At 37.1% G+C, this 15,549-nt stretch carries 12 protein-coding genes, 3 tRNA genes and 1 other annotated feature; of the genes, 1 reads left to right on the plus strand and 14 read right to left on the minus strand.

Translation table 11 applies throughout. From position 1 onward, the window contains the following. Window positions 1–331: 331 nt before the first annotated feature. The 13 genes from A5844_RS12340 to A5844_RS12400 form a co-directional block, all read right to left on the minus strand. Window positions 332–532 (minus strand): cold-shock protein, encoded by a 201-nt coding sequence (locus A5844_RS12340; protein ID WP_010736076.1) that lies wholly within the window; start codon window positions 530–532, stop codon window positions 332–334. 149 nt (window positions 533–681) lie between these two features. Then, a complete protein-coding gene (gene radC / locus A5844_RS12345) occupies window positions 682–1,374 on the minus strand; it encodes a RadC family protein (RefSeq protein WP_086285482.1) in 693 nt (230 codons plus the stop codon). A 69-nt stretch (window positions 1,375–1,443) separates the two neighbouring features. After that, window positions 1,444–2,094, minus strand: a complete 651-nt coding sequence (locus A5844_RS12350; protein WP_086285483.1) for an HAD family hydrolase — start codon at window positions 2,092–2,094, stop codon at window positions 1,444–1,446. Then, complete coding sequence (locus A5844_RS12355; RefSeq protein ID WP_086285484.1) at window positions 2,084–3,397, minus strand: bifunctional folylpolyglutamate synthase/dihydrofolate synthase; 1,314 nt, start codon at window positions 3,395–3,397, stop codon at window positions 2,084–2,086. The genes A5844_RS12350 and A5844_RS12355 overlap by 11 nt, the downstream gene beginning before the upstream one ends. A 244-nt stretch (window positions 3,398–3,641) precedes the next feature. Then, the gene (locus A5844_RS12360) at window positions 3,642–6,287 is read right to left on the minus strand and encodes a valine--tRNA ligase (RefSeq protein ID WP_086285485.1); all 2,646 of its coding nucleotides are present in this window, start codon (window positions 6,285–6,287) and stop codon (window positions 3,642–3,644) included. Between the two features lie 46 nt (window positions 6,288–6,333). Further along, window positions 6,334–6,549: a binding site (T-box leader), on the minus strand. 70 nt (window positions 6,550–6,619) lie between these two features. After that, on the minus strand, window positions 6,620–7,267 hold the full coding sequence (locus A5844_RS12365) for a redox-sensing transcriptional repressor Rex (protein WP_086285486.1): 648 nt from the start codon (window positions 7,265–7,267) through the stop codon (window positions 6,620–6,622). 462 nt (window positions 7,268–7,729) lie between these two features. Next, window positions 7,730–8,941 carry a tRNA uracil 4-sulfurtransferase ThiI gene (gene thiI, locus A5844_RS12370; RefSeq protein WP_086285487.1) on the minus strand — a complete coding sequence of 404 codons (1,212 nt, stop codon included), beginning with the start codon at window positions 8,939–8,941 and terminating at the stop codon, window positions 7,730–7,732. 17 nt (window positions 8,942–8,958) lie between these two features. Continuing rightward, on the minus strand, window positions 8,959–10,101 hold the full coding sequence (locus tag A5844_RS12375; RefSeq protein ID WP_086285488.1) for a cysteine desulfurase family protein: 1,143 nt from the start codon (window positions 10,099–10,101) through the stop codon (window positions 8,959–8,961). Window positions 10,102–10,397: 296 nt separating this feature from the next. Then, window positions 10,398–12,119, minus strand: coding sequence for a septation ring formation regulator EzrA (locus A5844_RS12380; RefSeq protein ID WP_086285489.1), 1,722 nt, complete (start codon window positions 12,117–12,119; stop codon window positions 10,398–10,400). A gap of 214 nt (window positions 12,120–12,333) precedes the next feature. After that, window positions 12,334–12,882 (minus strand): pyrophosphohydrolase domain-containing protein, encoded by a 549-nt coding sequence (locus A5844_RS12385; protein ID WP_086285490.1) that lies wholly within the window; start codon window positions 12,880–12,882, stop codon window positions 12,334–12,336. Window positions 12,883–12,909: 27 nt separating this feature from the next. Further along, on the minus strand, window positions 12,910–13,749 hold the full coding sequence (locus A5844_RS12390; protein ID WP_086285491.1) for a Cof-type HAD-IIB family hydrolase: 840 nt from the start codon (window positions 13,747–13,749) through the stop codon (window positions 12,910–12,912). A gap of 16 nt (window positions 13,750–13,765) precedes the next feature. Beyond that, entirely contained in the window at window positions 13,766–14,599 is an 834-nt protein-coding gene (locus A5844_RS12395; RefSeq protein WP_086285492.1) for a DUF72 domain-containing protein, read from the minus strand. Between the two features lie 203 nt (window positions 14,600–14,802). Beyond that, a tRNA-Asn gene (locus A5844_RS12400) sits at window positions 14,803–14,876 on the minus strand. 204 nt (window positions 14,877–15,080) lie between these two features. Here A5844_RS12400 and A5844_RS12405 point away from each other — a divergent pair. After that, a tRNA-Thr gene (locus A5844_RS12405) sits at window positions 15,081–15,153 on the plus strand. A 320-nt stretch (window positions 15,154–15,473) separates the two neighbouring features. On the opposite strand, the gene A5844_RS12410 is transcribed toward A5844_RS12405, so the two are convergent. Next, window positions 15,474–15,547 (minus strand) — tRNA-Asn (locus tag A5844_RS12410). Between the last annotated feature and the right edge of the window lie 2 nt (window positions 15,548–15,549).

Raw genomic sequence — 15,549 nt, forward strand, 5'->3', positions numbered from 1 at the left:
CGTATGAACTGGTATAAATGAAATGACGAAAACTTATCTTATGATCGAGATAAGTCACTTTTAGTGCAAACACACTCAAAACAATAGGAAATCCATTCTAACCCTAAATAGAGTGAGATTAAAAAACTAAGAAATAGACATTTTATCGTTTTCTCAGTTTTTTAATCTCACTTTTTAAAATAAAAAACTAAGCCGAAAAAACTAGAAAATAGGCAAAGCTATTTTTAGTTTCTTCGGCTTAGTTCCCGAAGATGGACATATTGTCACATCTCCTCCGTAAACTGATTCGCTTCATAAAGTAAAGCGTCAAAACAGTATCATATCCTATTGATTATGCTTTTTCTACGTTTGTAGCTTGTGGACCGCGGTCTGAATCTTCCACGTCAAAAGTTACTGCTTGACCTTCTTCTAATGTTTTGAATCCGTCACCTTGGATAGCTGAAAAATGCACGAATACGTCACTACCGTCTTCACGTGAGATAAAACCAAATCCTTTTTCAGCGTTGAACCATTTAACTGTTCCGTTTTCCATTAATAATACCCTCCTCGTGCCAAAGCACTTATTTGATTGTAACATTGCTCGTGTACGATAGAGGTGCAACAGATGTTTCAACTTCTATTCCCAAACAAAATTACAATTTAATTGTACACTTGGTTCATTTTTTTTGCAAGAACTCGACTCTAATCAAACTCCATTAATCCTTCTTCTTGCAAACTAAAGTATTGTTTACGCCCGATAATCAGGTGATCTAACACATCGATCCCCATCATCTCACCACATGCTTGGATTCGTCTCGTAAACTGTAAATCTTGCTTTGAAGGAATGACATTCCCTGATGGATGGTTATGTGCAAGTATGATCCGAGCAGCTGAATATCGAACAGCATAATGAAAGACTTCTCTGGGATGAGCCACTGTTTGATTCAAGGACCCTATGAATAATGTCTTTTTTAGCAACACTTGATTTTTCGTATCGAGATAGACACAAACCAGATGTTCTTGCTTATGGTCTTTTAACTCTAAAATCAGTTCTTGTGCTAATTCATAGCTCGCACGAATCGTTGGTGTCGTCCGTAACTGATCTGCTTGGATCCGGTGACCTAACTCTATGAGTGCTTTGATCTCAATAGCCTTCACTCGTCCAATCCCTCGTATGGCTTCTAATTCTGTTAATGTGGCTTGCCTCAAAAGCGCTAGTCCTCCAAATTCTTTTAGTAAGATACCTGCAACTTCAAGTACATTATAAGGATGCTGTCCTGTTCTTAATAAGATCGCTAATAATTCTTGATCAGATAAGGCGGCTGCACCATAGATCTCCATTCGCTCTCTTGGTAAAGAAGTAGTCGGAACGGCATGGATCAAACTCTTCTCCATAAAAAAAACCTCCTTTCTCGTGGGCTCACTATAACATACGAGAAAAGAGATCATTTTTTTCTATTCGGTTCAAAAAATTGGGGGAACTTCATGTAACGAAGAGACAACCCCAATCGTTTTTTTAGCTAACTCTTTAGAAGGTGACAATAAATCAGGAATCATGACTACAGGAATCTCTGCTGCAAAAGCTGCGAGTACGCCATTTTGTGAATCTTCTAAAATCAACGTTTGTTCTTTAGGCGTACCTAGGTACTTATGGGCTTGCAAAAAGATTTCAGGATCCGGTTTTGCTCTTTCGACATTTTCAGCTGAAACAATTGTTTCGAAGCGGTGAAGCAAATTATTTTTTTCAAGTAACAATTCGATGATCTTACGTTTGTTACTTGAAGCCACGACTTTAGGAACATTTTTTTCTTCTAGAAATGCTAATAACTCATGCACACCTGGTTTCAATTGGACCTGTCCAGATGCAAAACGTCTAAGGGTTTCTTGATAAGAATCATCAATAAATGCTTGAACAGTTTCCTCACCATATTCAGCATATATTTCATGATAATTAGCCCAGACTTCTTCATCCGATACACCTAAGAAACGCAAATATAGCTCTTTGTCATACGGAATTCCCATTTTATCCGCTATTGCTTGTGAAGCCTCATAATAAACGATTTCTGTATCAAACAATAAACCGTCCATATCGAAAATTACTGCACTATAATTCATCTTTCCCTCCTAATTCTACTAGCAGTTGACGGACTTCAGAAATAAAGTAAAGCGATCCTGTCACAACTAGAACATCTTCTTCTGACATTTTTTCTAAAATTTCAGCTAGACCGAACTGCCATAGTGAAACAATAGAAAGCTTGTCATCCATCATTCCTTGCATTTCACTTAACTGAATCGCTTTTGGATAATCAAACGTTGTGACATAAATATCCGCATTGGGTATTTCTTTTAATTGTTCCAACATTTTATTTACTTCTTTAGTTTGCAAACATGAAAATAAAACATTGATGTGATATCCTTTGAACTCTTTTTTTAAATTTTGAACTAAGCGATTCATTGCATGGGTATTGTGAGCACCATCTAAAACGACTAATGGTTCTTTACTAATCCGTTCCATTCGGCCTGGCCATTGTGCTTTTTTTAATCCTTGGATAACATCCTTTTCTTTAAATGGAAGATTTTCCAACTCACAATAAAGTTGATATAGCTCTATTGACATACCTGCATTTTCCACTTGATGTTGTCCTAAAAGAGGGATGGTTATTTTGGCTATTTTCCCCCGCTTACTACTAAATGAGAAAACTTCTCCCCACCCTTCTGCTTGATGTTGGTAGCTAACTGTATAGTCCCTACCAAATGCTTCATGAGAGGCGTTTTTCAACTTTGTTTGGTGTTCAATGACAGTCAATGCCTTAGGATCAATATTACCGGTCACTAGAGGTACACCTTGTTTAATGATCCCAGCTTTTTGCGCAGCGATCTCCTCGATCGTTTCACCTAAGATCTCCATATGATCATAGCCAATCGTTGTAATCCCTGTCAGTATTGGTACAGCTATATTGGTAGAATCAAGTAAACCACCTAACCCTACTTCAATAATAGCTACATCCACCTTTTCTTCTAAAAAATAATCAAACGCCATAGCAGTCAAGGTTTCAAACTCAGTAATCCCTGCGACTGCTTCAAATTGATCCATATGAGCCACTATTGGACGATACTTTTCTACTAAATGTATAAGTGTTTCATCAGGTATATTGTGTCCATTAATTGCGATTCGCTCATTAAATGATTCAATATACGGGGAAGTAAATGTTCCTACAGTCAAACCGGCTTCTTCTAAGAGACATCTTAAATAAGTAACGGTTGATCCTTTTCCATTCGTTCCTGCAATGTGGATCGTTTTTACCTTTTTTTCTGGATGTCCTACTATCTCTAACAAAGCTTCAACTCGATCCAATCCAGGGCGTGAACCAAAAGGCAGACGGCTATGGATCCAGTCAATCGCTTCTTCAATTTTCATCAGCTATTCCCCCATTTCTTTTTTATTATAACAAAAAGCGAAACGAAGAAAAAATAAAAGCGAAGAATCTTGAAAATAGGAAAAACTATCTTCAGAATCCTCCACTTTTATTTCTCGAAAAGTAGCTATACAGTCCACCCCTCGACCATGAATCCTTTATCGCTAGATTGACTATCATTAGACCCTAATGCATCAAGTAGAATTTTTATCATAGCCATTTACGACAACATGCTTTTTCTTTTATTTAGTTGATCGTTTTTAAATTTTCAATTCTTTCACGAACAGCTGCTTGTTTTTCTAAATAATCTTTTTCTTTTTCTCGTTCTGCCTCTACCACATCGTCAGGTGCATTAGAAACAAAGCGTTCATTACTTAATTTTCCTTGAACACGTTTCACTTCACTTGTCCATTTTACTAATTCTTTTTCCAATCGTTGAATTTCTTCTTCAATATTGATCAAACCAGCCAAAGGCAAGAAAATTTCTGCTCCTGTCAAAACAGCAGACATTGCTAGATCTGGCGCTGTGATCTCGCTTGAAATCGTCAACTCTTCAGGGTTACAGAATCGCTCAATATAGTTTGTGTTTTCAACTAAAAACTGATCGGTTTTTGGATCATTCGTTTTAATCATTAAAGTAATTGGTTTAGACAATGGCGTATTTACTTCAGAACGGATATTTCGCACGGAACGAATCAATTCTTTCAAGACTTCCATTCCTTTTGATGCTGTTTCATCATCATATTCAGGTTGGATAACTGGATATTCCGCAACAACTAGTGAAGTTCCTTTATGCGGCAGGTGTTGCCAGATTTCTTCAGTTACAAATGGCATGATTGGGTGTAACAAGCGTAAGATTTGATCTAACGTATGAACGAGAATACTACGGTTCGTTTGTTTAGCTGTTTCGTCCTCACCATACAGCGTTTCCTTGCTCATTTCAATATACCAGTCACAGAAATCATCCCAAATGAAATTGTATAATTGACGCCCCGCTTCACCAAATTCAAAATGATCAAATAAATCTGTTACTTTAGCAATCGTTTCATTTAAACGTGTTAAAATCCAACGATCAGCAACTGTTTTTTCACCTGATAAATCAATATCATCGATCGTCATGTCTTCAATATTCATCAATACAAAACGTGAGGCATTCCAAATTTTATTGATGAAATTCCAAGCTGCATCCATTTTTTCATAACTGAAGCGAACGTCTTGACCTGGTGCTGAACCGTTAGATAAGAACCAACGCAATGCATCTGCTCCATATTTTTCGATCACTTCCATTGGGTCAATCCCATTACCTAATGATTTACTCATTTTTCTACCTTGTTCATCACGGATCAAGCCGTGGATCAAGACATTTTCAAATGGTCGACGGTCTGTAAATTCCAAACTTTGGAAAATCATCCGACTTACCCAGAAGAAGATGATATCATAGCCAGTAACCAACGTACTAGTTGGGAAGTAACGTTGATAGTCTTCACTCTCTGTATCTGGCCAACCCATTGTTGAAAATGGCCATAAGGCTGAACTAAACCATGTATCTAAAACATCTGGATCTTGGTACCAATTCTCACTGTCAGCTGGTGCTTCCATGCCCACATACATTTCGCCGGTTTCTTTATGGTACCAAGCAGGAATCTGATGTCCCCACCAAAGTTGACGAGAGATTACCCAATCATGTACATTGTCCATCCAACGTAGGAATGTTTGGTTAAAACGTGGTGGGAAGAATGCTACTGCATCTTCTGTTTCTTGATTTTGCATCGCTTTTTCTGCCAATGGTGCCATTTTGACAAACCATTGTGTCGATAAACGAGGCTCTACCACAACTCCAGTACGTTCCGAATGTCCTACACTATGGACCATTGTGTCGATTTTGATGAGACGACCAATCTCTTTCAAATCTTCCACAATTGCTTTACGTGCTTCAAAGCGATCCATTCCTTCATATTTACCTGCTAGTTCATTCATCGTACCGTCTTCATTCATGACATTCACTCGTGGTAAATCATGACGATTACCTACCTCGAAGTCATTTGGATCATGTGCTGGTGTGATTTTCACTACGCCAGTTCCAAATTCCATATCGACATATTCGTCTGCTACGATCGGAATTTCTTTATTAACCAATGGTAAAATCACTTTTTTGCCGATCAATGCTTGATATCTTTCATCATTTGGATGGACCGCAATTGCTGTATCCCCCAGCATCGTTTCAGGTCGAGTCGTTGCAATCTCTACTACACCTGAGCCATCAGCCAACTCATAACTCATATGATAAAAGGCCCCTTCGATATCTTTGTGGATCACTTCGATATCCGATAAAGCAGTACGAGCTTGTGGATCCCAGTTGATGATATACTCACCACGATAGATCAATCCTTTTTCATAAAGTGTCACGAATACTTTTCTGACTGCTTCTGACAAACCGTCATCTAATGTGAAACGCTCCCGATTGTAATCAAGAGATAAGCCCATTTTTGCCCATTGCTCACGAATATGTGTTGCATATTCTTCTTTCCAATCCCATACTTGCTCAATAAATTTTTCTCGTCCTAAGTCATAGCGGGAAATCCCTTGCTCACGCAGTTTTTCTTCAACCTTTGCTTGTGTGGCAATACCTGCATGATCCATTCCTGGCAACCATAGCGTATCATAGCCTTGCATTCTTTTTTGACGAATCAGCATATCTTGTAAAGTTGTATCCCAAGCATGTCCTAAGTGCAATTTTCCTGTGACATTTGGTGGTGGAATCACGATTGAATAAGGTTTCGCTTTCTTGTCACCACTTGGCTTGAACAAATCTTCATCTAACCAGCTTTGATAGCGGCCAGCTTCGACTTCCTGCGGATTATATTTCGTAGATAGATTTTTTTCTTCCGTCATACTGATTTCCTCCTTTAAAATAAAAAAATCCTAAAATACTTTCGTATTTTAGGACGTATAAATTACGCGGTACCACCTAATTTGTAACAACTTTTTTTGCTACCTCTCGAAGTGAGTTAACGGTCACTACACGTTTGTCTCTACTATTTTCAAGACAAAGATTCCCAAGCTACCTTCACTAGCTTCCATTAAGAACGTTTCACCCAATCGTTCTCTCTCTAAAAACTTCTTGCTAGCTACTCCTCTTGATCAGCATCTTGCCTCATTTTACAATGGTTAGATTTTAAAGTCAATAAAAGCTCTAAACGAATCCATTGGCCTAGGTTCTCCTTTTACGAAAAAACATCGGAATACTTGTCAGCGAAATAAATCAATGTTTGTAATTCTGTCGTCAAATCAATATATTGAATATTGACATTATCTGGTACATTTACTCGATCTGGTGCAAAATTTAAGATAGCGGTGATACCACTCTCAACTATGACGTCAATGGCTTCTTGTGAATATTTACTTGGTACCGTAGAGATCGCTACTTTGATTTCTTTTTGTTTTACTATTTCTGAAAATTTCTCCATGGGATAAATCATTACGCCATCTATTTCTTTTCCAGTTATAGTAGGATCATTATCAAAGACACAAACAATATTCAGATTTTCATTTCTTCTGAAATTATTATTTTTTAATGCTTTACCTAAATTCCCATATCCTACTAAGGCGATGCGTTTTTCTTCCTCTGTATTAAGGATACGATTGAATACATCAATCAAATAAGGTACATCATAACCATAACCACTTCGTCCTAATTCACCTAAGTGAGAAAAATCTCTTCGGATCGTTGCAGAGGGCACTTGTGTGATTTCACCGAATTCATTCGATTTAATTCGTTGTACTCCAGAATCATCGAGCATTTTTAGATAGCGCAAGTATAAAGGCAGCCTTTTAGCTGTCGCAGTTGGCAACGTTTCTGATTTTTCTCGCATAAACGGTTCTCCTTGTTAATTTTTTCACATGTTCAGTTTAGCATGGATAATCCCCTACCGCAATAGCAAGATACTAAAACTGAATCAGTGCGTTTGATCAACCAGTTATTTACAGCACATATGATCAGTATTTGAGACAAGCGATAAATGCATTAGCTATAAAAAATCTCTCTACTCAAATCCATCTTTCATTTTTTGTCACTTATTTCGAAAATACACCATTTTAAATATTTTTCCTTAGTCTCACTGAAAAAAATAATAGGTATAATTTTATATCTGGTTCAAAGTAATAAGATAGAAAAAATAGCTCACTCCTTTTCATCAACTGAAAAGAGCAAGAGCGATCCTATTCTTTACTCTTAGAGCTTGTAGAGTAGTTCTTTAGAAGAAAAAAACACCAGTATAAAACAAAAAAACTGCTTTACACTGGCTAGTACATTTCGTTGAAGTTAAAAGTGACTTTTACAGTAAATCAGAAAATTCTTCTGATTGTTGGATCGTTGTTTCTGGACGGATCGTTTCGATTTTAAGTCCTGATAATGCGCGTTCGATCAACCCATCGATATCTAGACGCTCCTCATAATGATGGACTTTTTCTAACTGTGGTCGTGTTTTTGGTTGAGGAGGTGCAAAAATCGTACAGCAGTCTTCAAATGGTTGGATCGATAAATCGAATGTATCGATTTTTTCCGCCACTTCGATGATTTCTAATTTATCCATAGTAGCTACCGGACGGATGATTGGTGTATTGGTTACTTCATTGATTGCTACCATGCTTTGTAAAGTTTGAGAAGCAACTTGTCCTAACGACTCACCATTTAAAATGATCAATCCATGACGGATCTTACGGATCTCATCTGTCAAACGCAACATCATTCGACGAGTAATCGTCATCCAGTAACCTTGAGGAACTGTCCGCTTGATTTCTTCTTGGATCTCTGTAAACGGAACTTCGATAAAGTCGATCTTTCCAACATATGGAGTCAATTTAACAGTTAAATCTTTAGCTTTTTGTAACGCTTGTTCACTTGTATAAGGTGGGCTTGCAAAATGGACCGCTTCGATCTCTACTCCACGTTTCATGGCAAAATAGCCAGCAACTGGTGAATCAATCCCACCAGAGAGCATCAACATCCCTTTGCCACTCGTTCCTACCGGTAATCCACCTGCTCCTTTGATCGTTTCATATGATAAGTACGTTCCATCGCGACGAATTTCAACACGCAATGGAATATCTGGTTTTTTCATCTGAGCTTGGATGTCAGGAAAAATATCGATGACAGCATTTCCTAATGCCTGATTCAGCTCATTGCTATTCAATTCGAAGGTATGATCGCTACGCTTTGCGATGATTTTGAATGTTTCTTTGCCCGTATAGATCTCTTTCATGATCTCTTGAACAGCATCTTTGATCACTTGAACGTCTTTTTCCACTCGGACACTTGGTGAAAAATTTTGAATCCCAAAAATTTTAGCTAATTTAGGAATGACGAGCTGTCCATCTACTCCATTTAAAAGCAAATGCATCCGATCTCTCTCAGCATGGATTTTGATCTCAGGAAAATCACTTAACGCTTGCTTGACGTTTTGTGCTAACTGCATAATAAAACTTTTACGGTTCTTTCCTTTTGTGGAAAGTTCACCATAGCGAACCATGATTTCACTATATTTCACAAGAACACTCCTTTAATTTAGTTAATAACTTCAAACTTTTTATATAATTGTTTAAATATGATCATGAATTGTTCGACTTCTGCCATCGTATTGCTTTCATCTAAACTTATACGAACTGCAGAAGTGGCTAATTCATTAGGTACTTGCATCGCATACAACGTGCTACTTGAGACATGCTTACGGGAAGAACATGCACTAGTGGTTGAAACAAAAATTTGTTTTTCTTCCAATGCATGGACTAAAACTTCTCCTCGGATCCCCTTTAATGAGAAGCACAAGATATGTGGTGCATAATCTTTTCCATCAGAAAAAATCGTTACTTTATGATACGTACGTAACCCTTCAATCAATACCTGTTTAAGGATTTGAGTATGATTAGGTTTTTGCTCTTTTATATCTAAAGCTAAGCGTAATGCTTTTGCCATCGCAACGATTGCAGGTACATTTTCTGTTCCACTTCGTTGGTTTCTCTCTTGGCCTCCTCCTGTTAATAACGGAGCTAATCGTCGGCCTTTTTTCCAGTAAATAAAACCGATTCCTCGAGGTCCATGGAACTTATGTGCTGAAAATGTGGCAAAATCAACACGTTCCGTCAACCACTCTGGAATAGGGACTTTCCCAATTGCTTGGACTGCATCCACATGAAAATGGATTTTAGGATATGTTTCTAGAAATTCACTGATTTCTTTGATTGGCTGAATCGAACCAACTTCATTGTTCACTGCCATCACAGAAATCAATACTGTATCTTTTCGTACTAACTTCTTTAATTCCTCCACTTTGACAATGCCACGACGATCTACAGGCGCAATACTAACGTCTACACCTAACTGTTTTAATTGCTCCGCTGTCTCACTGACTGCAGGATGTTCAACACCTGAAATGATCATGTGCTTGCCATAGGAAAGTTTTTCAACCATTGTTCCTTTAAGTACCCAGTTGTCTCCTTCAGTTCCGCCTGAAGTAAAATAGATTTCTTCTGGAGTTACTGAAATCAATTCAGCAATTTGTTTTCTTGCTTGTTGCAACAAACGATTAGCTTGATTCCCTAAGTCATGTAAACTTGAAGGATTGCCAATGATCCGCTGACTTGTTTTTACATAAGCATCTAAACTTTGCGGAAAGATTGGAGTTGTTGCACTGTTATCAAAATAAATCATAAGAAATCCCTCTTTTTTTGAAATTCTTTTCTATTATAACGGTTGTCCCCCCTGCTTTCAAGTGTTGCTCTGGTTTTCTATTAGCATCACAAAAGCAGTACAGATTATCACTAAAAAAGCGTGGAACAAAAGTATGATTTACTCTTGTTTCACGCTCTAATTACGTATAAACGGTGGAATCAGAAGCAACTCCTTCGATAATAAGCTGGAATTCACAAAAATTTGAAAAGCAATTTTCTTGAATTCCTTCTTATTTCTCGGAGTCAACCACTTCTGTCCCAGCCTCTTATTTAGGATTATACTAAATCTGGATTATTGAAGTAGAAATCTTCAATTCGTTTAAATGCACCTGGTTCAACCCGTTCTAATGTTGTGCCAATTTCGTCTAGCGCTTCTTGATAGTGGTATTCTTTATTGAATAAATAATAACTCTTTTCAATTGCTTCTTTCACTTCTTCATGCGTATGACGGTATCGATTAGCATATTGTAACATTTGTTCAGTCAATGCAGCCGCATCTACTAAATCGTGGGTCTTCTTATCTAATAATTCTAGATCCTCTTCGCATAAAGCAACTAAGCGATCAACTTCTTCCATGTTGACTCTGATTTTGTTCAACACAGTACTTAGTTCTTCGATCCGTTCAGTAGCAACAAAGAAAAATTCTAGATAATCATTTGGCAAACCTGGTAAACGTTGTTTTTCTACAAAGCGTTTTAAACTACGCAATTTAAATTCGAAGGTATCGATTTTTTCTTGCGCTTCTTGTTCACCTTTTCTTAATTCACGTAAGGAGTCACTGATCTCAACTTGTTGATTTTCGATATCTTCCAGAATCTTGAAAACTTTTTTGTAGAAGGCTCTTACTTCTGAATAAGGAACCTCATGTTGTTGTAACTGTGGTTTGATTTGTTCGTTTTGACGTTCGATTTCCTCTACTTCTGTTTGGAACCCTCTCACTCGACCAATTTCATTGTGGTTCAGCGTGTAACTTTGAGCGGTATGATCCAATTCGATCAATAACTGACGATTATTTTTTGTAGCATGTTTGATATATTGTTCAATCGTTGATTGATTAGAAGTCACATACATTTGTGCGCTCATTTCACGTTCTAACACATCATACAATGTGTTGATCAGGTTGGCCGTTTCACGATTCTCAAATTCCACGGTTTTCACTTCAGTTTTCTCAAGATTGGCTAATGAGTCATCGATTCGTCTGTTGACTTTCTCGATATCACCAGCAAGGTCTTCTTCTGGGAATACATATTCTTCATCCATCAACCGGTCATAAGTCTCTTGGATTTCTTCCAATTGCTCAGGGAAAGTTGTATTCAGATCTTCAAATAATGGAGGAATTTTTTTCATCAATGTATCGACTTCATACGTATGTTTTTCAGCTTTGTCTAACACTTCCCGTGCTTCAACAGGATCACCCGAAGTATTTAAGGTAACGAATTTTGTAAATTCATTTTCGATTGTCTTGACCTGTTTTTGTAACTCAGGTAACGCTGGACCATACTGAAGTTCTTCCTCTTTGATGGTTGTTTTTAATTCTTCATAAACATCTAAAGCTTGTTGAACAGCTAATGAATTACGTTCTTCTGTCTCACGTAATTCTTTTAAGCCTTTGCGGATCTCAGCAACTTCTTTTTCCATTTGTTTCATTGTTGCTTCTGCTTCTTCTACTGCTTTTTTGCCTTTTAAGAATCTGAAACTTTCATTGAGATTTTCGACTTCAAAGATTTGACTTTCTAACTCAGCAAATGAAGAGGTAGAAATATCATTCCATTTTTGACTCCATTCACGAAAGGTATTTTGGCTTTGCCCCACTAGATGCATTTTTTTGACATCGTCAACTTCTTCAATCACAGGCAAGTCGAATAATTCTTCCTTGCGTTTTTCTAAGACGTCCAATCGATCTTGGTTTTTTTTCTTCATTAAGTAACTAACCAAAAAGGCCAGAATGGCGACTATAATGATTGCAATGACGATCCCGATGATAACATTATTTCCCATTTAAGGTTCCTCCGTTTTCAATATGCATCTACTTTATACTCAGACGAATACCTGATTCGCATAAATTTAATAAACACGTCTTCCATGCAAAAGACATCTATTTTATATTATAACATACTCTTTTCAGGCATACACTACCTTCAAAAAAAATCTTTTGTTTTTTCCTTCCGCTATGTGTAATCAATTATTCCCTACTTCTTGTAAAGTCATTCTTTTATTTTTGTTTACTTACAGACTTTTTTCTTGTCTTTGCAACTTGTGTTTGTCGATCGATTTCTTTCGCTATTTTTCCTTCAGGGGCATAGTCCGTCTGCCAATTTTCAGGTTTTAATATCTTCTTGGTGATAGCATCGTAGTGAGGCTGGCCATCTGGAAATAATTTCCCCATATTGGCTTGATGAACGATTTCAAAAATTGATGTAGGATCTACCCCCAATAGAGAAAATGAGCCATATGTAAAGTAGAGCAGATCAGTTAAAGCATCCACTTGCTCAATCAAGGGATTTTTTCCATATTGTTTTTTTCCTACTATTTTTTTCTCCGCTTGGTCCAACGCTTGATGCAGATACTGAACTGATTGTTTTAATTGATCTGGATCACCTTCACTTGTAGCAGCAACCATTTCCACAATTTCTTCTATTTTAAATGCTGCTCGATTTATCGCATGTTGATCCGTAAAAGCAGTGGGTTTTTCTGGGATCCTTGTTGATTTAAAAACTTGATGGAATCGCTCAACCATTTGGTAAGGTGTTTCTTTTGTCATTTTAGCTATGTCCTTTCATTCGTATGATTAATAAACCAATCCATAGTGGTGCAATGCTTCATAGATACCATTTTCTTCATTTGTTTGAGTGACAAAATCAGCAATACGTTTGACTTCCTCTTGTGCATTGCCCATTGCCACACCTATTCCAACACCTTTCAACATTTCGATATCATTGTAATGATCACCAAAAGCCATAATTTCAGAAAGCTCAATACCTGCATCTTTAGCAAATGCCTGAATTCCTAATAGCTTTGAACCACCTTTTGGAATAATATCGACTGTATAAGGATTAGAACGCTGGAAAGTACAATCAGGAAATAATCGGTTCAATTTTTCCTGCTCCGATTCTTGACTCAGTAAGATACACTGATAAATAGGTTCCTGTAAAATCTCCAAGTTTTCATATCGTCTACGTTGACGATGTGGGCTAAACGTTTGCAAGATTTTTTTCATTAAACGCACTGGAAATTTTTTAGGTAAGATCGTAACTAGTCGTTTGATAAAAATGGATTGCCCTAATAACATAGTGGTCGATCCGTCTAAACGATCGCTACCACCGAAAATAATTTGTCGATGATTTTCATCTGAAAAGTGAACGATTCTAGCCAATACTTCTGGTTCAAAAGGCTGATCCACAATTCTTTTATCCTTGTGCAAAACCAATTGTCCATTATAGACAACATACATATCTAAGTCTAGTTCATCAATGATTTCTTTTATTCTTACTGGGCTTCTGCCGGTGGCGACACCGCATAAGATCCCATTTTTACGTAAATAATTGATTGCTTGTTTTGTTGATTCCAACGCTTTGGATTGATCATTTACTAGTGTGCCATCGATATCAAAAAAAATTGCCTTGATCATGCCGTCTCATCACCTTTTAAAATAAGTCGATTTGTTTAGGATTGAGTGCTTCTGGCTCGATTCCTAATAGTTTTTGTAGTGCTAATGCATTTTCAGCCGCATCTCCGCCAGAGTTATTATTAAAAATAATCCCAACTTCTTTAGTTAGTGGCTGAACTTCTTTCACCGCTGAGGCTAGTTCCAACAACTCCTTGTCAGAATAGCGATATAAGGTACGCTTTTTACGCCAATCTTGATCGTTGGCTTGCCATCCTTGTTCATTTCTCCCATGAAAACGAAACAATGTAAAATTTGGATTCGTCACATACGGATCCAATGGAATCGTGGTATTCAATAATTGGGGTTCATCGATAATAGCCAATGAAAATGCTGCTTTCGTCATGAATAGACGAGTACGTTCTAAGAAAGGATCACTATACCATGAGTAGTCCCTTAGCTCAATCGCCACTGGGTATTCACTAAACCATCTTCTTAATTTACGTAAATATTGGACATTTTCTTTTGTACACTTGAAAGAAGAAGGAAATTGTACCAGAAAACAAAATAATTTTCCAGAGGCTTTCATTGGTGCCATTACTTCTAGAAAACGCGCAATCATTTCTTCCTCCGTTTGATAATAGGTATGCCAATCTCCCTGTCCACTTATCCCCTGATAAGCTTTAATCACAAAGCGAAAAGAAGGTGGCACTTCACTTATCCACTTTTCTACAGAAGATTTTCGTGGTATCCCATAATAAGCTGTATCTAATTCAACTAAGGGTAAGAATCCAGCATATTCATAGAGAGTATTATTCTTTTTTCCAGTTAAATATTCATGTTCTTTAAATGAAGTTAAACCGATCCTGATCATGCACACACCCCTTAAGACGTCTCTTATACACATCTAGATGTGTATAAGAGACAGCTATAATTGTACTACAATCTTACCTTTCATTCTTCAGGGTGAATGAGTTTGCGAATTCATGTGTGTTTAACAAAGAACCAAAATATATAGAAGACCATCAGTTGTCTCTATACAAAAAAAAGACACAACCATAAGTTGTGTCTCAAATACTCCGGCAGTAGGACTCGAACCTACGACATCATGATTAACAGTCATGCGCTACTACCAACTGAGCTATGCCGGAATCAATTACATCATTATCATAACAATTATCACTAAATAACGCAATACTTTTTTTATATTTCTTTAAAAAATTATTTATAAAATTTAGTTATTTTATTTCTCTTATTCATTAGGAATTTTTTCAATTAATTCCTACTCTTTTTCATCAAAAAATATTGACAAAGTTTGGAAATTTAGTTATCCTACTCTATGTACTAATAAAAATGCCGCTTTAGCTCAGTTGGTAGAGCGCTTCCATGGTAAGGAAGAGGTCGACGGTTCAAGCCCGTCAAGTGGCTTTAGCAAACAACGCATGCATGCGTTGTTTTTTTGTATATTCTTATTGATTGCATTTATCTCGTCTCATCAATATTAGACTACCTACCAGCACCAATCTATCCTGTATCTCTTTTTTTCCTAAATGCCCTACCAGATGACTTGCATACATCCACGTTGCTTTGGAAATTACAATTGAAGCTATCATCTTACTTATAACTAATTATTTTGATTACCTCCACGCGTAGAAACGCATGTTTTTTGTTTTACACGCTTTGTGAATAAAGATCTGTAAAGTCATAGTCATAAAAAAAAGACACAACCATAAGTTGTGTCTCAAGTACTCCGGCAGTAGGACTCGAACCTACGACATCATGATTAACAGTCATGCGCTACTACCAACTGAGCTATGCCGGAAT

It is taken from the genome of Candidatus Enterococcus wittei (assembly GCF_002140175.1).
In the GTDB taxonomy this organism is placed as follows: Bacteria; Bacillota; Bacilli; order Lactobacillales; family Enterococcaceae; genus Enterococcus_B; species Enterococcus_B wittei.

Excerpts from the sequence above, each read along its gene's own strand:
- A5844_RS12340 (WP_010736076.1), bottom strand. The coding sequence starts at position 532 with ATGGAAAACGGAACAGTTAAATGGTTCAACGCTGAAAAAGGATTTGGT.
- radC (WP_086285482.1), bottom strand. The coding sequence starts at position 1,374 with ATGGAGAAGAGTTTGATCCATGCCGTTCCGACTACTTCTTTACCAAGA.
- A5844_RS12350 (WP_086285483.1), bottom strand. The coding sequence starts at position 2,094 with ATGAATTATAGTGCAGTAATTTTCGATATGGACGGTTTATTGTTTGAT.
- A5844_RS12355 (WP_086285484.1), bottom strand. The coding sequence starts at position 3,397 with ATGAAAATTGAAGAAGCGATTGACTGGATCCATAGCCGTCTGCCTTTT.
- A5844_RS12360 (WP_086285485.1), bottom strand. The coding sequence starts at position 6,287 with ATGACGGAAGAAAAAAATCTATCTACGAAATATAATCCGCAGGAAGTC.
- A5844_RS12365 (WP_086285486.1), bottom strand. The coding sequence starts at position 7,267 with ATGCGAGAAAAATCAGAAACGTTGCCAACTGCGACAGCTAAAAGGCTG.
- A5844_RS12375 (WP_086285488.1), bottom strand. The coding sequence starts at position 10,101 with ATGATTTATTTTGATAACAGTGCAACAACTCCAATCTTTCCGCAAAGT.
- A5844_RS12380 (WP_086285489.1), bottom strand. The coding sequence starts at position 12,119 with ATGGGAAATAATGTTATCATCGGGATCGTCATTGCAATCATTATAGTC.
- A5844_RS12385 (WP_086285490.1), bottom strand. The coding sequence starts at position 12,882 with ATGACAAAAGAAACACCTTACCAAATGGTTGAGCGATTCCATCAAGTT.
- A5844_RS12390 (WP_086285491.1), bottom strand. The coding sequence starts at position 13,749 with ATGATCAAGGCAATTTTTTTTGATATCGATGGCACACTAGTAAATGAT.
- A5844_RS12395 (WP_086285492.1), bottom strand. The coding sequence starts at position 14,599 with ATGATCAGGATCGGTTTAACTTCATTTAAAGAACATGAATATTTAACT.